Origin of the sequence: Legionella wadsworthii DSM 21896 = ATCC 33877 (genome assembly GCF_000701265.1) — a bacterium.
GTDB classification, from domain to species: Bacteria; Pseudomonadota; Gammaproteobacteria; order Legionellales; family Legionellaceae; genus Legionella; species Legionella wadsworthii.
Genome location: NZ_KL370760.1, coordinates 196,304 through 213,515 on the forward strand (window position 1 = coordinate 196,304; position 17,212 = coordinate 213,515).

Here is a 17,212-nt window from a genome sequence, read left to right on the forward strand (position 1 = left end):
ATTCATGTGTGGGATAGTCGGTATTTACAGTCATGAACCAGTAGCCTCCGAATTGTATGAGAGTCTTATCCATTTGCAACATCGGGGCCAGGATGCTGCTGGGATACTGACCTGTGATCAACGATTCTATACAAAACATGGCCTGGGTTTGGTTCGTGAGATTTTTAATTCGGATAATGTGGCCGCATTACAAGGGAATATCGGTATAGGGCACGTACGCTATCCTACTGCAGGGGGTTACTCGGAAACCGATGTACAACCTTTATGGATTGGCAGCCCCAGGGGTATTGCCTTGGCACATAATGGCAATCTCTCCAACTATCCAGAATTGGCAGATGAGATTCGTTTAAAACAACACCGTCACCTTAATTCATCCCTGGATTCGGAAGCACTATTACTTAAATATGCAGACAACCTTGCGAATACCATGTCGGGTCACGAAGAAAACAGCGAGATTTTTTTCGAACAATTGGCCAAAGCAGTCTCGCAAGTTTTTGAACAAATTGAAGGGGCTTATTCTATTGTTTCAGTCATTATTGGCAAAGGTCTTGTTGCATTTCGTGACCCCCATGGCATTCGGCCTTTGGTCTGGGGTACGCGTGAGAATCAAGACGGAACTGTAGATACTATATTTGCTTCAGAAACAACACCTTTTTATGCTTTAGGCTTTGAACCCAAAGGCGACATCCTTCCTGGAGAATTAGCGTATGTGGATCTCGAGGGGAAACTACACCGCCGGGTGCTGCAAAGTCAAGAATTTAGACCCTGTGTTTTTGAGTATGTTTATTTTGCCCGTCCCGATGCAACCCTTAATAATGTAAGTGTTTATCGGGCTCGTTTGCGCATGGGACAAAACCTGGCGCTTCAATGGAAGAAAAAATATCCCAACCTTATTCCCGATGTTGTCATCCCTGCCCCGTTTACTGCAAATACTGCCGCGTTATCTTTTGCCCATGAATTAGGTATTCGATACTCTGAAGGTTTATACAAGAACCCGTTCATAGGGCGTACGTTCATCATGCCGAATCAAAAGGCAAGAAGCCGCAACATCCGTTATAAATTAACACCCCAACGCACAGAAATTAAAAATAAAGTAGTGATGATTATCGACGACAGCATAGTCCGCGGGACAACTTCTCGAGAAATCGTCAAAATGGTCAGAGAATCGGGAGCAAAACAAATTTATTTTGCCTCCACTTCTCCCGCTTTAAAAAATCCATGCTTTAGCGGCATTGACATCCCTTCACGCAAAGAGTTGATTGCCGCAAATCAAAGTGATGAAGAGATTGCTGCATATTTAGGCGTTGACGTTTTACTCTATCAATCCCATAAGGATTTGGTGGAAGCAGTCACACGCCGCGGAGATCACCAAATTAAAAAACCTTGCATGGCCTGTATGGATGGAGATTATTTTTGTCCTAAGTTAACGGCAGCTAAAATGAAACAATTGGAACTCCAGAGAGAAACAACACGAATTACCACTACTCCAGAAATTGAGGACCCTATTGAATGAACATTCTTGTAATCGGCTCTGGCGCGCGCGAGCATGCCCTCATCAAAGCATTACATCGCTCGCCGCAACAACCGTCTTTGTTCTGTTATGGTACAGCCATTAATCCGGGTATCCATCAGTTCACTACACAATATTGTTCTGGTGACATCACCAATTGTGCTGAAATCGTTTCTATGGCAAAACTATGGGGCATCGAGTTGGCAATTATTGGTCCTGAAGCACCACTTGAACAGGGTATGGCTGATGCATTATGGCAAGCAGGGATCCGCACCATAGGCCCCAAAAAAGAATTGGCACAAATTGAAACTTCCAAAGAATTTGCCCGTGATCTGATGCAAAAATATAAAATAGCCGGTCTTCCCCGCTATCAAAAATTTATTAATCTGGAGCACATTGAAGATTTTTTAAAAGAGCTTGGAGAAGGCAATTATGTCATCAAAGCAAATGGATTGATGGGTGGTAAGGGCGTCAAAGTAGCTGGAGAACATTTGCATTCAATGGCGGAAGCTTTAGGTTTTTGTCAGGAAATTCTCAATAAAAAACAAACGGTCCTGATAGAGGAAAAATTGATAGGACAGGAATTTTCTTTTATGTGTTTTGCTGATGGAAAAACGCTGATTCCGATGCCTTTAGTACAAGATCATAAACGGGCTTACAATGACGATAAAGGGCCTAACACCGGAGGTATGGGAAGTTATTCCGACACCAATCATGGACTGCCATTTTTAACGCCCAAAGAAGTACAGGAAGCTTTGGCGATTAACCATGACGTTTTTCGCGCTTTATCCATTGAATGCAAAGAGCAATATATCGGTATTTTATATGGAAGCTTTATCGCCACTAAAAATGGGATCTACGTCATTGAGTTTAATGCGCGATTTGGCGATCCCGAAGCATTAAACGTATTATCTATCCTGGAATCTGATTTCGTTGCTTTATGCCAGGCGATGGTCCAGGGCGAGCTGACTGAAGATAAAGTTCGATTTTCGCAAAAAGCGACTGTTTGCAAATACACCGTTCCGGAAGGTTATCCCGATGCGCCAAAAAAGAATTTTGTTGTTGACTTCTCAAATGTCGCCTGCCAAGACCATTTATACCTATCTTCTGTGAACCAGGTTGCGCAGCAAATCTTTGCTGAAGGATCGCGTACAGCCGCTTATGTAGGTATTGCTGACTCGATTTATGCCGCCGAAAAGAAAGCAGAAGAGGCAATTTCCTGCATCGAAGGTCCTTTATTCCATCGTCAGGATATCGGCACCAAGAAATTGATCCAGCAACGTATTGATCACATGCAAAGGATACGCGCCTCATGATCCGCATCGCTGTACTTGGTTCAACTCGTGGTACTAATCTTAACGCACTGGTTACTGCGTCAAAAAATCACACTTTATTGGCATCGCTAGAGCTGGTATTGAGCAATAAAAGAGACGCGCTGATTTTACAAAGAGCAGCAGATTTTGGGATTAAATCAATGTTTGTGGATCCACAAGGTTTAAGCCGCCCTGAGTACGACACTCATTTATCCAGATTACTCCAACAACATCACATAGAACTTGTTGTGTTAATTGGTTATATGCGTATCCTCTCGGCTGAATTTGTTCAACAGTGGGAAAATAAAATAATCAACATCCATCCTTCACTTTTGCCTGCTTATGGCGGATTAATGAATTTGGAAGTACATCAAGCTGTATTAAATGCAGCAGAAAAGGAAACTGGATGTACCGTTCATGTCGTTACAGAACACGTGGATGCCGGGCCCATTATATTGCAAAAGAAATGCCCTGTACTTGCAGGAGATACTCCTGAGCATTTAAAAACCAGAGTACAGGAACTTGAAGGACCCGCTTTGGTGGAAGCAATCCGGATACTCGCCAGCTCCATGAAAACAAATTTCGGTCACAACACTTTAAGATGATAATAACGAGGGAATTATGTCAAATATACTTGTATCAATACTGATGGGTTCTAAATCTGACTGGTCCATTATGGAGGCAGCCAGCCTGACTCTGGAACAATTTAATGTTCCGCACGAAGTACGCGCTTTATCCGCACATCGCACCCCCGATGCATTGTTTGAGTATCTTAAATCCGCAGAACAACGGGGTGTAGAAATTTTTATTGCGGCAGCCGGTGGCGCAGCGCATTTGCCAGGTGTTGTTGCGGCGAAAACCATTGTACCTGTTCTAGGCGTGCCCATGCCTTCCTCCACATTCGTTGACGGTCTGGATGCGCTCTTGTCCATTGTGCAAATGCCTGCTGGTATTCCAGTTGGAACTCTTGCAGTAGGTAAGGCAGGGGCAACCAATGCTGCGATTTTGGCAACCACAATCCTGGGTAATAAATATCCTGAATATCGGGATGCAATTAAAAATTACCGTAAAGCACAAGCTGAAAAAGTATTAGAAAACGCAGAGATTAAGTAATACCTGAACGCATAGCCTGAATGCAACGTAGTGAAATCCGGGATTTCTGAATATCAATGAATGGCAAAATCCTGGGTTGCGCGACGCTGCGTCAAGGCTACGCGAGATCAAACCATTGATTTAATAAAGCAATCAACTCCCCAACGCCATCTTTTTTCAAGGAAGAAAACGATTGCACCGTAATTAAATGTTCGCTCAGCTCATAAAATTTCCGTACTTTGAATAAAGTATTTTTTACTTCACTGCGGCTTAACTTATCGGACTTAGTTAATAAAATATGTACTGGAAGTTCGCGATCTAATGCCCAATCGATCATCATTAAATCTAAATCTTTTAAAGGATGGCGTATATCCATCAACAAAATTAAACCTTTTAAGCTTTTTCTGACTTCAAGGTAATGAGCTAAGTTTTTTTGCCATTCCAATTTGATATTTAAAGACACTTTGGCATAACCATAGCCGGGTAAATCCACAAGACGTCGGGTTTCATCGAGTGAAAATAAATTAATCAATTGGGTACGCCCCGGAGTTTTACTGGTCCGGGCTAAATTTTTAATGCCCGTAAGGCAATTTAAAGCACTTGATTTTCCTGCATTGGAACGGCCAGCAAAAGCAACTTCATATCCCAAATCATCAGGCAAATGAGAAACACGGGCAGCACTTTTTAGAAATACTGCTTTAGAATAAGGATTTTCCAGCATAAAATTATATAATTTTGGGATTCAACCCAGGCAGTGTACCATTACTTTGTCAATTATTATGAGAGATCGATGAAAAAATTTGTACTTACTTTGGTGACATTTCTTTCAGTTGTCCTTATTGCTCCAAAAGTCATTGCATCTGAACCAAATAAAACGGCTGTGTGCACTGCATGCCATGGTGAGCAAGGCAATAGTACAAATCCTCAATGGCCTAATATTGCCGGCCAACATCCCAAATATTTCATGAAGCAATTGAAGGACATGAAAAACCCTGCATTACGGGATGTGCCTGTAATGAGCGCCCTGGTAGCCGCTATGAACGAGAAGGATATGGGTGACTTGGCAGCATATTATGCTAAAATGCCTCTTGCCCAAGGAAGTACGCCTGAAAAATTTCTCAAGCGTGGAGAACAAATCTATCGTGGAGGAGATTTTGAAAAAAGGATCACTGCATGCATTGCTTGCCATGGTCCTAAAGGAACTGGCAATAGCCAGGCAGGTTTTCCGGTACTTTCTGGTCAGCACGCCGCTTATACTGTTTTGCAATTAAATGCATTCAAAGAAGGTATAAGGAAAAATGATTTAAATCATATTATGCAAGACATTAGCAGTAGAATGAGTCAAGATGATATGGAAGCAGTGGCACATTATATCGAAGGGTTACATTAGGAATTTAAATTATGCTAAAAAAATTAATCGCAGTATTCTTTCTTTTTCCCACTCTGGCTTTAGCCGCTTCATTTGTTGAAGGTAAAGATTATCAAATTGTTTCGAATCCAAGCACAACCAATAACAAAAATAAAGCGCCTTTGGTTGAAGAATTTTTCAGCTATGGATGCCCTTGGTGTTACAAATTAGAGGGACAATTGGACACCTGGGTTGGCAAAATGGGAAACAACATTCAATTTGAACGCATCCCTGTGGTATTTAAACCTTCCTGGGAACTCTATGCAAAGGCATATTATACTGCAAAGACGCTTGCGCTTTCTGACAAAATGGACTCCTTGCTTTTTAAAGCCATACAGATAGAAAGAAAGCCTCTTGATTCAAAACAAGCCATGATTAACTTCTTTATTTCCCAAGGTGTGGATAAAGAGATTGCCAAGAGTGCATTTGAAAACTCCCCTGCCATTGATATGCGCGTGCAAAATGGCTTAAGCCTCATGGGTTCTTATCAAATTAACGCTGTTCCGGCTTTTGTAGTCAATAATAAGTATAAAACCGATTTACAAATGGCAGGGTCTCCAGACCGTTTATTTGAAATATTAAACTTCCTCGCTCGAAAATCCGCCTAAATTCACTCAGGTTGGGCCAAGGCCCAACCCATACTTATGAAAACAAGACATATTTAATATTTTTGCTAATGAGAGATTAGTTACGATTCTAGAGCTCATTCCACAAATCCCTGTCCTTCCCGCACAGGCGGGAACCGACCATTTCAGTTACGCCATCACTTTGCTTGAGGGATAGATTCCCGCCTGCGCGGGAATGACAAAAATGGGGATTGCAAATCTAGAAGGTAAATGCATTGTACCTATGAAAACAAGAGATGCTTTAATTTCTGGATAATGAACGATGAGTTACGATTCTATAACTCCTTCCACCCCTTTCATCCCGGGAAAACCATCCATGCAGTTACTCCATCACTTTGCTTGAGGGTTAGATTCCCGCCTGCGCGGGAATGACAAAAATGGGGATTGCAAATCTAGAAGGTAAATGCATTGTACCTATGAAAACAAGAGATGCTTTAATTTCTGGATAATGAACGATGAGTTACGATTCTATAGCTCCTTCCACCCCCTTTCATTCCCGCGCAGGCGGGAAAACCATCCATGCAGTTACTCCATCACTTTGCTTGAGGGATAGATTCCCGCCCTGCGTGGGGATGACAAAAATAGGGATTGAAAATCTAGAAGGTAAAATGCATCTTCCATTACACTACCATCTGCATGCTTTCTAGTTTTTTCGGATAAACCATTTCTTTGTCCGTGGGAAAATTTTGCGTTTCTGCAAGTAATTCCTTAAGGCAATCTAATGTTTGCTTTAATGCTTTTGCAAGAGGACTTGATACAAAGGAACTTAAAAAAGGGCTACTTACTTTATAACAATCATTGGCCTTGTCTAAAAGTGGCATGATATCTTTTTCGATGTCCTTTAACTCATCCGCACTTCTTGTCAGGAGCAATTTCTCATACAGAATTTTATATTCTTCTTTTAAGGCACCCTCTTTACCTAAATCTGAATTTTGTTCGCTAAAAAAATTGGAACGGCTCGGAGGATGAACAATTTGTAAATAATGATTCAAGCACTCCTCCAGTTTAGGTTTGAGTCTATTAAGTTGCGCTGCAATGTATATTTGATTGGTAATTAGGGTAAATGGCTGCTCAATGTTCTCTTTTGCCAGCGATGAGACTTCTAAATAGGAAACGCCCAGTTGCTTAGCCCATTCTTTTGCTTCGAGCAGGGAAATATCTCTGCGTTTATCCAAATCTGCTTTACAACCCACAAGTATCATGGGAATATTTTTTTTAACTTCCCTTAGCCGGCCGATGTGTCCCTTGGTATCGATAAAGGATTTTCTGTTGGTTAGATCAAAACAGATCAAAGCCCCATCGACACTTCGAAAATAGGAAGAGACTATTTTTAGTAATTTGGGGGAGCCTGAAGCATCCCAAATCCGCAATTGGATGATTTTATTAAAAACTTTAAGCTTTTTTATTCCCTGATCTACGCCCATTGTGTCCATGTATTCATCAGAGATGTAAAACTGGCCACCACAATAGGTAAGCAACAATCTCGATTTTCCAACAAAATTATTACCCAGCAGGATGATTTTGAAATGCTCATTGAATTCTTGCTTCTGTTCCATGCGATATACTCCTCCTTGAATCAATCTGAACAAATAATAACAAATAAATCATGACGATTTAAGCTTTTTTTGATCTAAAGAGTCATTTTTTAACCGTGAGGAGCCCTGGGAAGAATACAAAGATGACAATAATACGACGGCTTAATTAAGGATTGTTATATTCCCTTACCGGGATTTTCCAAACTTAATATTCCAGTGTTAAAATCATAAGCAAAAATTTCTGCATAGCGCCCCCAATCAATCATGGTCCGCAAAACCCGGTCTGCTTCTTTTTCACTTAAATAATCTTCGAGTTTACTTAAAAATCGTTCTTCAGACACCCGATGACCTACCTTTTCATCTAAAATGCGACGGATGTAACGCGCCAGGGGTACTTTCTCCAATAATCTTTGCGCAAACAATTGTTTCCGTTCCTGGAGATCTGCCTCTGCAAATTGCTTTCCTAAATCGCTTAATTGAATATCTCCTGCAGAAACCTTGGCAAAGCCCAATATTTCAAGAGTTTCAAGTATCGGGAACAAGTCATCAATATTCATCATGAGCTCATCAGCAAGTTCAGGAAGATCAATTCGTTCTTCAAAAGAAGTCATAGTCTCAATCAAACCGGTAAGCTCTGAAGGTTCTACATCAGGCAATCGATAGCCTAAACCGATTTGACGCTCTCTTTGTGCCCGTTTGGCCTTCTCTTTAGGCCCAGTGGTCATCAATGTATAAATTTTATCCACCAATGCCCTGAATTCAGGAGATTCTGGATCGCGTGGTTGGGGTAGAGTAACCGGTAATTCTGCCCGAATATAGCCAGGATCATTTCCAAAAATAACAATTCGGTCAGCCAGATTCGCTGCTTCTTCAATATTATGAGTAACCAACAAAATACCGTTCGTATTTGTTTTCTTTTCTTTCCATAATTCTAATAAGTCGGATTTCAGGTTTTCTGCGGTTAGTACATCCAGTGCGGAAAACGGCTCATCCATCAATAAAACATCCGGGTTGATCACCAATGCTCTGGCAAAGCCAACGCGCTGTCGCATTCCCCCAGAAAGTTCTTTTGGGAATGCCGATTCAAAACCATCAAGACCAATAATATCAATTGCTTCAATTGCCCGGTGCCTGCGCTCATCACGGCTCACCCCTTGAGCTTCGAGCCCAAGTTCTACATTTTCTAAAACGGTAAGCCAGGGCATCAAGGCAAAGGATTGAAAAACCATGGCAATACCATCTACGGGGCGATTAACCGGTTTGCCTCGATAAGTTACTGTTCCACTTGTGGGCGCTATAAGACCGGCAATAATACGCAATAAGGTAGATTTTCCGGAGCCAGATTTACCTAACAAAGCCACGATTTCACCTTCTTGCAACTTGAAATTGACATCCTCAAGTACCAGTAAGTCTTGTTCGGCGGCTTTTTTAAATGATTTGCATAAGCCTTCTATAGCAATAATGGTTTCAGACATAAGTATCTTTAATTAAAGTTAAAACGTTCTTCCGCTAAACGGTAAAGCGGACGCCAAATCAAATGGTTAAAGGTAAGCACATACAAACACATCATGGCCGTGCCCAACGCAATCTTTGGAAAATCACCTGTTGCAGTACTGGCTTGAATGTACTCGCCCAAACCGGTAGCCCTCAAGGTGGTGCTACCCCAACTCACAAATTCGGCAACAATACTGGCATTCCATGCTCCCCCTGCTGCGGTTATCGCCCCAGTGATATAAAAGGGGAATATTCCTGGTAACGCCAGTCTTTTCCACCAAATCCATCCTTTGAGGCCAAAATTATCGGCTGCTAAATAGAGCTCTCGTGGAATAGTCGATGCGCCTGCAATCACATTGAATAAAATATACCATTGGGTTCCAAGAATCATGAGCGGCGTCACCCATATTTCTACATTTAAATGAAACGCAACAATGGCTATGACAAATAAAGGATAAAACAAATTTGCCGGAAACGCTGCCACAAATTGTATTATAGGTTGTATTTTTTGAGCAATTCTGGGCCGCAAACCAATCCAGACCCCCACCGGAATCCATACCAAAGAGCTTAAGACAATCATACAAAGTACCCGTGTACCCGTTGCGGCGCCCAGTAGGAACACATGCAAGATATCGCTCACTTTTAATTCAGCCAGAATAAAGCGCAATAAAAACCAAGCCCCAGAACCCACACAAGTGAGCACCAAAAGATTCCAAAACCGATCAATTATCTTTTGTTTTTTAAAATTGACTTCTTTGATTGTCTTATTTTCATTAATTCTTAACCAGCGTGCATTAATGAAATGATCTTTAAAAATCTTCAGAATTTCAGCGAATTGCTTCATTAACCGGCTCCCGCGCATCCAATCCACCAACCAAGATTGGTATTCCACCCCATCCGGCGAGGGCTCAGTTTTAAACTTTTCAGACCATGCAATGAGAGGCCGAAAAAAGATTTGATCATATAAAAAAATGACCACAACCATGGTCACAATGGCGTAGCCTACTGCATGTAAATCGCGTTGCTGGATGGCTAACGCAATATAGGAACCTACCCCAGGCAAGCGGATGTTTTGATGCGCTACAGATATTGCTTCGGATAAAACCACAAAGAACCAGCTTGCGGACATGGAAACCATCATATTCCATAACAGGCTGGACATGGAAAAAGGAACTTCAAGTTTCCAAAAACGCTGCCAGGCGGAGAGTCGGAACATTGAAGATACTTCTTGTAAATCATGGGGTAATGTTTTCAAAGATTGATAAAAACCAAAAGTCATATTCCACACTTGTGCACAAAAAATTGCAAAAATGGACGCACATTCAGGTCCTAATAAACTATTGGGGAATAAACGGATAAAGGCCGTAACGGTAATAGATAAAAAACTTAATACGGGTATGGATTGCAAAATATCAATCGCCGGAATAATAATTTGCTCCGCACGGCGGTTTTTTGCTGCCCAAAGTCCTACAGCAAATGTAAATAGAATAGAAAAAAAGAGCGCAATAAACATGCGAAGTACCGTTCGGAGCGCATAAAAAGGCAGATTGGCAGGATCTAAAGAGATGGGGATCTGCTCTCCTAACTGATAAGGAGTAGCCATTTGCGAGCCTGCCCAGCCCAAAAAAAACAGGATTGAAAAAACAAGTACCAGAAGCAATAAATCCCAACGATTGACATATCGGCCAAATCTATCAGGATTAGCAAAGTAGAACCGACTTTCGCGCACATTGCCTCCTTAATCTTTTTTGTCGACAGCTAAAAACTCTCTGCAACGAGAAATCACGCAGTAAAATTTAAAAGTAGATCAATTATGAAAAAAAGTCCGCTTCCGAAACTATCTAGCAATTGCAATTAATATTAGAGTACCTTCAGCTGCTTTTTTTTGAATTATAAAATACCATAAAGATGCTTCAATCGATAGATTTAAAGCGGGCGAATATGATGCGCGTCTTAATGAAAAAAAGCAATTGTAAACGAATAAAATTCTTAAATTGAAAATTATCTGTGCCCTCTTTTAAATATTTTTGATTAATTATTGAACTTTTTAATCCGTCTTGGTGTCTAATCTAATGAGCATTTCCCCCGAATGCTTAGCTCCGCTTTACCCCCTCTTAAGCGGGGCAGTGTTTGGATTTATGTCCAAACATCGATTTGCCCCGGCAGCCGCCGGGGATTTTTTTATGTCTATTGAATGAGTTACACTATACAATCAATTATGGATTCAATTGGAATGTATGCAAAATGAATAAAAAAATAGTTTTTTTCTTATTAGCAATGGTTTTACAAATAAGTTACGCACAATCGGAGCCAGCACAATTATCCGTGTGGGTCAATGAAGCCATCGTTGCAACCTATACGTTTAGCTATAAAAATTATCTCGAAGATCAGAAGAAAATAGCGAAATATTTCACTGCTGAAGCCTGGATATCTTATACCAACGCATTAAATGCTTCCAAAATTCCCGATGAAGTACAAAAAAATCTTTATGAGGTAAGTTCCGTTGCGACAACTCCTCCTGTAATCACGAATGTAGACCCAACCCATTGGAAAGCCTCTATGGATTTATTGGTCGCGTATCGAAATCCACAATATCAACAAAAACAGCATTTAAAAGTGACGATTAATTTTATGGTCGCACCATCAGGACAAGGAGTACGAGGTTATAGTATTACCAGTTTGCAATCGCTTGTTATCAAACAACCTTGTAAATGTGATATTGATGAGGAAACAGTACCCAATCCACCGGCTCCTTCGACTAGTACCCCTGCTTCAAACACACCTTCAACAAGTGCTCCCCCCGCAAAAACAGGACCTGCGAACCCACCTAGCCCAAGTAACGCCAAGCCATAAGTCCAAGGTGCACCACAATTAATCCGCCAATCAAAATTAATATTGTCGTTAATTTGGTTGGCATGGTGACATCTAAAGCTGATTGTTCTGGGTGGTTGGGGTTGTAATAAATATCAATTTCTGAATTTTCCTTAAAGGCAACCGCTGCCTTATAAGCTACCCCTCGTGAATATTTACTGTTTGGACTGTTGTGGGCTGTGTCTAAAAATAAATATTCACCCGTGAATACCTTATCATAGACTTCGTACGTGTATTCAATTTTAGGCCAGACACTATGGCCCACTTGAGTCCATTCACACCCGGTAATCCGGCCTTTCACTTGTAACCAGGATTGGGCTTGTGCCAAATTTTGTCTGTCCCGCCAGAAATGTCGGAAAATGACGAGCAGAAAAAGCAACCATCCTAAATCAAGCGTCCAACGCCAAATATTTGGTCCAATCATTGAAGTTGTCCTAAGAAATATGCAGTATGCAATATACAGTATATATCTCAATAGGTATAATCACCCATCGAGGTGATTGAAAAAGGACGTACGATGATTGCTAAAACCCCACTTCACGCCGCACATTTAGCATGTGGCGCTAAAATGGTCGATTTTCATGGCTGGGAAATGCCGTTACATTATGGGTCTCAGCTCAATGAACATCACTTTGTTCGTAAAGATGCAGGCATGTTTGATGTCTCCCACATGACCATAGTCGATATTCTCGGCGCTGGTGGCCGCCAATTTTTACGAAAGCTTTTGACGAATGATGTCGATTTGCTTGAACACAATGGAAGAGCACTTTACAGTTGCATGTGTAATGAACATGGTGGAATCATTGATGATCTCATTGTGTATCAACGGGCTTCTGATAATTATCGTGTTGTGCTGAATTCCGCAACGCGTCAGAATGATTTAGCCTGGATCCGCAAAAAAAGCGAAGGCTTTGCCGTAGGTTTACAAGAACGAAGAGAGTTATCCATGATTGCGGTACAAGGGCCAAAAGCAATCGAAAAAACATTAAAAATTCTCAATCCAGCACAAATTGATGCAGTTTCAACACTAACGAACTTCGAATGCGTCGATGTAGAACAATGGTTTTTTGCCCGCACAGGTTACACCGGGGAAGATGGTTTTGAGATCATAGTCCCTTCGGAAGCAATTGTTCCTTTATGGAATGATTTAATGCAGGCTGGTGTCCATCCATGTGGATTAGGTGCACGGGATACCCTTCGCCTTGAAGCGGGAATGCTGCTTTATGGCCAAGATATGGATACGACCACCAACCCTTTGGAATCAGGACTCACCTGGACCATTAAATGGGAACCCTCAGATCGTGACTTTATTGGTATGGGAGCCTTATATTCCCAAAAACAAATCGGTGTTAAAAAGAAAATGGTAGGGCTCACCTTATTGGATAAGGGTATTATGCGCCATGGTCAACGGGTGGTCATTCCTGGATACGCGGATGGCATTATCACCAGTGGCAGCTACTCTCCTACCCTGGAGAAATCCATTGCACTCGCGCGAGTCCCAGTTGAAACAGGTGATGAAGTCCTGGTAGACATTCGTGGGAAATTAATTCCTGCAAAAGTAGGAAAACCCCGTTTTGTGAAATCAGGAAAAGCCATTTAACAGAACGCAGTAATTAGTAATACTATGTAAACTTTCCAGGGAAAATGCAGAGTTGATGCAGACAATGGCTGGTTTTTGATTCACTACACCCTTGGATATATAATTAAATAAGGATAAAGCAATGAATGAAATTAAATTCACAAATACCCATGAATGGTTAAAAGAAGACCAAAATGAAGTCACTGTAGGAATTACTGACCATGCGCAACAATTATTAGGCGACATGGTTTTTGTTGAATTACCAGAAATTGGAGATAAAGTCAGCGCTGGTGAAGAGCTCGGTGTCGTGGAATCAGTAAAAGCTGCTTCAGATTTTTACGCACCGATTAGCGGTGTGGTTACGGCAATTAATGATGTGGTTATCGAAAATCCCGCTCTGGTCAACTCAGATCCCTATGCTGCCGGTTGGTTGGTAAAATTAAAGCCAAGCCATCCTGAGGAAATAAACACTTTGCTTACTGCCGAACAATATCAAAATGAGATCGCTGAGGATCATTAATTATGCCTTATATCCCACACACCCCCGAAGACAGAAAAACCATGCTTGATGCCATTGGAGCACAAGATACCCAATCTTTATTTGATGAGATTCCATCGTCTTTGCAATATGCAGGATTCCAAAATATGCCTGCAGGCATGAATGAAATGGATATGTTAAAAGAAGCACATAAAATAGCGGATAAAAATCATAATGGAATCTGCTTTATGGGTGCAGGATGTTATGAGCATCATATACCTGCAGCAGTGTGGGACATCGCTTCTCGTGGTGAATTCCTAACTGCTTACACGCCCTACCAAGCCGAAGCGAGCCAGGGAACGTTACAGCTGTTATATGAGTTCCAAACTATGATCTGCGAACTTACCGGCATGGATGTAGCCAATGCATCGATGTATGATGGCGCCACCGCTTTGGCTGAGGCCATTTTAATGGCAGTGCGTGTGAACAAACACAGCAAAACAAGTCGTGTATTGATTACTGGGACCACGCATCCTTTTTATCGGGAAACCATCGAAACAATCCTGCGGAATCAGCATATCGAAGTCATTACCCTCCCTTTTGACGAAAAACAAGGCATTACTTCGCTTTCTGCTTTAGAACATTATACTGGGGAAGACATTACCGCCCTGGTTATCTCACAACCAAACTTCTTTGGCTGTTTGGAACAAGTAGACGAACTAAGTCATTGGGCGCATCAGAACAAAACCATTAGCATCGCCTGCGTGAATCCCATCTCTCTCGCTTTATTAAAGCCGCCTGGTGCGTGGGGGGAACATGGCGTAGATATCGTGTGTGGAGAAGGGCAACCTTTAGGTTCGCCAATGGCTTCAGGAGGTCCCTATTTTGGATTTTTAAGTACGCGAATGGCACATGTACGGCAAATGCCTGGTCGAATTATCGGCTGCACTTTAGATAAAGAGGGAAAAAGAGGATTTACTCTGACCTTACAGGCGCGTGAGCAGCATATACGCCGTGCAAAAGCCACTTCAAACATTTGTACTAATCAGGGATTATTAGTGACAGCGGCCACCATCCACATGAGTCTTTTAGGTGCTGAGGGCTTACGTCAAGTCGCAAGCCAATGTCATCAAAATACCCATGAATTAGTGGCACTTTTAACCCAAATTGAAGGTGTTACCCAAGTTTTCACAGCACCTTTTTTTCATGAAGCATTACTAAAGCTTAATCAGCCTGTTGATAAAGTATTAGAACAGTTAGCCAATTCAGGAATAAATGGTGGTTATATGCCAGGTGCTCACTATTCTCAATTTACAAACACTCTTTTGGTTTGCGCCACTGAAATGCGTACCGAAGAAGAAATCATGCGCTATGCAAATACATTGAAATCCATTATGTCTTAACGAGGGTGCGGTCATGTTTGTCATTCAGCTAACCTACTTGGTTCCTTTAAGTGAAGTAGATAAGTATCTGCAAGCACATAGAGAATTTCTTGATTACTATTATAAGCAAGGACTATTGCTGGTGTCTGGACCTATGAAACCACGCACCGGTGGCATTATTATTGCTGCCACCAATGATCGGGATTATTTAGAATCCATTTTCAAACAAGATCCCTATTATTTAGCAGAAATCGCAGCATATCAATTTATTGAATTTACCCCAGTCAATCATCGGGCTGAACTAAAAGAATTCATTCAAAAAATGGAAGGCAAATTATGTTGATTTTTGAATTATCCAAAACCGATCGGCAGGCAACCGCCCAAGCGCCAAAAACTTCAACCAGCAAATATGCCATTCCTGCAGAATTGCAGCGGAAGAATCCGCCAAAATTGCCGGCTTGTTCTGAGTTACAAGTGATAAGGCATTTCACGCGTTTGTCGCATAAAAATTTCTCAATAGACAGTAATTTCTATCCTTTGGGTTCTTGTACGATGAAATACAACCCCCGCGGGGTTCATAAGGCAGCATCTATAGGAAATTTCCTCAATCGACACCCTCTCTCACCCGCTGAAAATAGCCAGGGGTTTTTAGAAGCAATGTATGACTTGCAAGAATACATTGCTGAGATTACTGGTATGGCCGGTGTGTCTTTAACTCCTATGGCCGGTTCGCAGGGGGAGTTTGCAGGTGTTGCCATGATTAAAGCCTATCACCAATCCCGAGGGGATACTGCACGAGATGAAATGCTTATTCCTGATGCAGCCCATGGTACCAATCCGGCTTCGGCTGTGATGTGTGGCTTTAAAATTGTGGAAATTGCTACAGCGGCTGACGGGGATATGGATCTTGAAGAGTTAAAAAGTAAAATTGGTCCACGGACAGCGGGGATTATGCTGACCAACCCCTCGACTTTGGGTTTGTTTATGCGCCAAATTAAGGAAGTTGCTTCTTTGGTCCACCAGGCTGGCGGTTTATTATATTATGATGGTGCCAATCTTAATGCCATTTTAGGAAAAGTGAGACCAGGAGACATGGGTTTTGACGTCATGCACCTTAACCTTCATAAAACCTTCGCCACACCTCATGGCGGCGGTGGGCCAGGAGCTGGTCCTGTTGCTGTAGGCAAACGTTTATTACCTTTTATACCTCTGCCTGTTGTGAAAAAAACAGAGTCTGGATATGAATGGGCGAACCATCAAGACTATCCGCAAAGTATTGGCCGCCTTTCTTGTTTTATGGGCAATGCAGGCATCTTGTTGCGCGCCTATTTTTATATACGAGTATTAGGAAAAGAAGGATTATTGCGCGTTTCTGAATATGCAACCTTAAATGCAAACTACCTGCTGAAAGAGCTCACCAAAGCAGGATTTACCGCAGCTTATCCAAGTCGGCGGGCTTCTCATGAGTTTATTTTAACTTTAAGCCCAGAGAAGAAAATGTATGGGGTTACCGCCATGGATTTTGCCAAAAGATTACTGGATTATGGCGTTCATGCTCCGACGACCTATTTCCCACTTCTCGTACCTGAGTGCCTGCTCATTGAGCCTACTGAGACAGAAAGTAAAGAAGAATTAGATCATTTCGTTCAAGCCATGAAAAACATTCGAGAGGAAGCATCTACAAATCCTGATTTACTTAAAGAGGCCCCTCACACTTTGCCAGTCAAACGGCTTGACGATGTCAAAGCAGCCCGAGAATTAGATCTTAATTACTTTGCGCATCATGAATCATAAATAATTTTCAATACATCTAACTTTGGGAGCGTTCCATTCTGCTCCCAAGTGAAGCCCTTTTCCTCAGCATTCGTCTCATACTCTCAGCTCTTGTCTTGTACATCAATTCTATTGGGTCTATAACTATAAA

The 17,212-nt window shown here is 41.7% G+C and carries 17 protein-coding genes; 12 read left to right on the forward strand and 5 right to left on the reverse strand.

What is annotated here, in order from left to right; all coding sequences use genetic code 11:
- Nucleotides 1-4 precede the first annotated feature (4 nt).
- From purF to purE, 4 genes are read left to right on the forward strand one after another with little or no spacing between them, the layout of a single operon-like run.
- Nucleotides 5-1,513, forward strand: a complete 1,509-nt coding sequence (gene purF, locus BU07_RS0112500) for an amidophosphoribosyltransferase (RefSeq protein ID WP_031566544.1) — start codon at nucleotides 5-7, stop codon at nucleotides 1,511-1,513.
- Complete coding sequence (purD, locus tag BU07_RS0112505; protein WP_031566546.1) at nucleotides 1,510-2,826, forward strand: phosphoribosylamine--glycine ligase; 1,317 nt, start codon at nucleotides 1,510-1,512, stop codon at nucleotides 2,824-2,826. Before purF ends, purD begins: the two co-directional genes overlap by 4 nt.
- Nucleotides 2,823-3,428 carry a phosphoribosylglycinamide formyltransferase gene (gene purN / locus BU07_RS0112510; RefSeq protein WP_035899127.1) on the forward strand — a complete coding sequence of 202 codons (606 nt, stop codon included), beginning with the start codon at nucleotides 2,823-2,825 and terminating at the stop codon, nucleotides 3,426-3,428. The genes purD and purN overlap by 4 nt, the downstream gene beginning before the upstream one ends.
- A 16-nt stretch (nucleotides 3,429-3,444) precedes the next feature.
- On the forward strand, nucleotides 3,445-3,936 hold the full coding sequence (gene purE, locus BU07_RS0112515; RefSeq protein WP_031566550.1) for a 5-(carboxyamino)imidazole ribonucleotide mutase: 492 nt from the start codon (nucleotides 3,445-3,447) through the stop codon (nucleotides 3,934-3,936).
- A gap of 97 nt (nucleotides 3,937-4,033) precedes the next feature.
- Here the strand turns inward: purE and yihA are convergent, their stop codons facing one another.
- Nucleotides 4,034-4,636 (reverse strand): ribosome biogenesis GTP-binding protein YihA/YsxC, encoded by a 603-nt coding sequence (gene yihA, locus BU07_RS0112520; RefSeq protein ID WP_031566552.1) that lies wholly within the window; start codon nucleotides 4,634-4,636, stop codon nucleotides 4,034-4,036.
- A 69-nt stretch (nucleotides 4,637-4,705) separates the two neighbouring features.
- Here yihA and BU07_RS0112525 point away from each other — a divergent pair, with 69 nt between their 5' ends.
- Nucleotides 4,706-5,305 (forward strand): c-type cytochrome, encoded by a 600-nt coding sequence (locus BU07_RS0112525; RefSeq protein ID WP_031566554.1) that lies wholly within the window; start codon nucleotides 4,706-4,708, stop codon nucleotides 5,303-5,305.
- Between the two features lie 11 nt (nucleotides 5,306-5,316).
- The gene (locus BU07_RS0112530) at nucleotides 5,317-5,931 is read left to right on the forward strand and encodes a thiol:disulfide interchange protein DsbA/DsbL (RefSeq protein WP_031566555.1); all 615 of its coding nucleotides are present in this window, start codon (nucleotides 5,317-5,319) and stop codon (nucleotides 5,929-5,931) included.
- 638 nt (nucleotides 5,932-6,569) lie between these two features.
- Here the strand turns inward: BU07_RS0112530 and BU07_RS0112535 are convergent.
- The 3 genes from BU07_RS0112535 to BU07_RS0112545 all read right to left on the reverse strand — a co-directional run bounded on the left by BU07_RS0112535 (nucleotide 6,570) and on the right by BU07_RS0112545 (nucleotide 10,707).
- Nucleotides 6,570-7,505: a Rab family GTPase gene (locus BU07_RS0112535; protein ID WP_031566558.1), complete on the reverse strand. Its 936-nt coding sequence runs from the start codon at nucleotides 7,503-7,505 to the stop codon at nucleotides 6,570-6,572.
- A 155-nt stretch (nucleotides 7,506-7,660) separates the two neighbouring features.
- A complete protein-coding gene (locus BU07_RS0112540; protein ID WP_031566560.1) occupies nucleotides 7,661-8,959 on the reverse strand; it encodes an ABC transporter ATP-binding protein in 1,299 nt (432 codons plus the stop codon).
- 8 nt (nucleotides 8,960-8,967) lie between these two features.
- On the reverse strand, nucleotides 8,968-10,707 hold the full coding sequence (locus BU07_RS0112545; RefSeq protein ID WP_031566562.1) for an ABC transporter permease: 1,740 nt from the start codon (nucleotides 10,705-10,707) through the stop codon (nucleotides 8,968-8,970).
- Nucleotides 10,708-11,222: 515 nt separating this feature from the next.
- Between BU07_RS0112545 and BU07_RS0112555 the strand changes: the two genes are divergently transcribed.
- On the forward strand, nucleotides 11,223-11,831 hold the full coding sequence (locus BU07_RS0112555) for a DotI/IcmL family type IV secretion protein (RefSeq protein WP_031566563.1): 609 nt from the start codon (nucleotides 11,223-11,225) through the stop codon (nucleotides 11,829-11,831).
- Here BU07_RS0112555 and BU07_RS0112560 read toward each other — a convergent pair.
- Nucleotides 11,806-12,273 carry a DUF3592 domain-containing protein gene (locus BU07_RS0112560; RefSeq protein WP_031566565.1) on the reverse strand — a complete coding sequence of 156 codons (468 nt, stop codon included), beginning with the start codon at nucleotides 12,271-12,273 and terminating at the stop codon, nucleotides 11,806-11,808. The two genes, BU07_RS0112555 and BU07_RS0112560, sit on opposite strands and share 26 nt — an antisense overlap.
- Nucleotides 12,274-12,366: 93 nt before the next feature.
- Between BU07_RS0112560 and gcvT the strand changes: the two genes are divergently transcribed.
- From gcvT to gcvPB, 5 genes are all read left to right on the forward strand, one after another.
- Nucleotides 12,367-13,449, forward strand: coding sequence for a glycine cleavage system aminomethyltransferase GcvT (gene gcvT / locus BU07_RS0112565; protein WP_031566567.1), 1,083 nt, complete (start codon nucleotides 12,367-12,369; stop codon nucleotides 13,447-13,449).
- A gap of 121 nt (nucleotides 13,450-13,570) precedes the next feature.
- Nucleotides 13,571-13,948, forward strand: a complete 378-nt coding sequence (gcvH, locus tag BU07_RS0112570; protein ID WP_031566569.1) for a glycine cleavage system protein GcvH — start codon at nucleotides 13,571-13,573, stop codon at nucleotides 13,946-13,948.
- 2 nt (nucleotides 13,949-13,950) lie between these two features.
- Nucleotides 13,951-15,309 (forward strand): aminomethyl-transferring glycine dehydrogenase subunit GcvPA, encoded by a 1,359-nt coding sequence (gcvPA, locus tag BU07_RS0112575; RefSeq protein WP_031566570.1) that lies wholly within the window; start codon nucleotides 13,951-13,953, stop codon nucleotides 15,307-15,309.
- Between the two features lie 13 nt (nucleotides 15,310-15,322).
- Nucleotides 15,323-15,631, forward strand: coding sequence for a YciI family protein (locus BU07_RS0112580; protein ID WP_031566573.1), 309 nt, complete (start codon nucleotides 15,323-15,325; stop codon nucleotides 15,629-15,631).
- Nucleotides 15,625-17,082 (forward strand): aminomethyl-transferring glycine dehydrogenase subunit GcvPB, encoded by a 1,458-nt coding sequence (gcvPB, locus tag BU07_RS0112585; protein ID WP_031566575.1) that lies wholly within the window; start codon nucleotides 15,625-15,627, stop codon nucleotides 17,080-17,082. The genes BU07_RS0112580 and gcvPB overlap by 7 nt, the downstream gene beginning before the upstream one ends.
- Nucleotides 17,083-17,212 lie beyond the last annotated feature (130 nt).

Bases quoted from the DNA above. Each gene is read 5' to 3' on its own strand.
- purF (WP_031566544.1), top strand. From the start codon at position 5: ATGTGTGGGATAGTCGGTATTTACAGTCATGAACCAGTAGCCTCCGAA.
- purD (WP_031566546.1), top strand. From the start codon at position 1,510: ATGAACATTCTTGTAATCGGCTCTGGCGCGCGCGAGCATGCCCTCATC.
- purN (WP_035899127.1), top strand. From the start codon at position 2,823: ATGATCCGCATCGCTGTACTTGGTTCAACTCGTGGTACTAATCTTAAC.
- purE (WP_031566550.1), top strand. From the start codon at position 3,445: ATGTCAAATATACTTGTATCAATACTGATGGGTTCTAAATCTGACTGG.
- yihA (WP_031566552.1), bottom strand. From the start codon at position 4,636: ATGCTGGAAAATCCTTATTCTAAAGCAGTATTTCTAAAAAGTGCTGCC.
- BU07_RS0112525 (WP_031566554.1), top strand. From the start codon at position 4,706: ATGAAAAAATTTGTACTTACTTTGGTGACATTTCTTTCAGTTGTCCTT.
- BU07_RS0112530 (WP_031566555.1), top strand. From the start codon at position 5,317: ATGCTAAAAAAATTAATCGCAGTATTCTTTCTTTTTCCCACTCTGGCT.
- BU07_RS0112535 (WP_031566558.1), bottom strand. From the start codon at position 7,505: ATGGAACAGAAGCAAGAATTCAATGAGCATTTCAAAATCATCCTGCTG.
- BU07_RS0112540 (WP_031566560.1), bottom strand. From the start codon at position 8,959: ATGTCTGAAACCATTATTGCTATAGAAGGCTTATGCAAATCATTTAAA.
- BU07_RS0112555 (WP_031566563.1), top strand. From the start codon at position 11,223: ATGAATAAAAAAATAGTTTTTTTCTTATTAGCAATGGTTTTACAAATA.
- BU07_RS0112560 (WP_031566565.1), bottom strand. From the start codon at position 12,273: ATGATTGGACCAAATATTTGGCGTTGGACGCTTGATTTAGGATGGTTG.
- gcvT (WP_031566567.1), top strand. From the start codon at position 12,367: ATGATTGCTAAAACCCCACTTCACGCCGCACATTTAGCATGTGGCGCT.
- gcvH (WP_031566569.1), top strand. From the start codon at position 13,571: ATGAATGAAATTAAATTCACAAATACCCATGAATGGTTAAAAGAAGAC.
- gcvPA (WP_031566570.1), top strand. From the start codon at position 13,951: ATGCCTTATATCCCACACACCCCCGAAGACAGAAAAACCATGCTTGAT.
- BU07_RS0112580 (WP_031566573.1), top strand. From the start codon at position 15,323: ATGTTTGTCATTCAGCTAACCTACTTGGTTCCTTTAAGTGAAGTAGAT.
- gcvPB (WP_031566575.1), top strand. From the start codon at position 15,625: ATGTTGATTTTTGAATTATCCAAAACCGATCGGCAGGCAACCGCCCAA.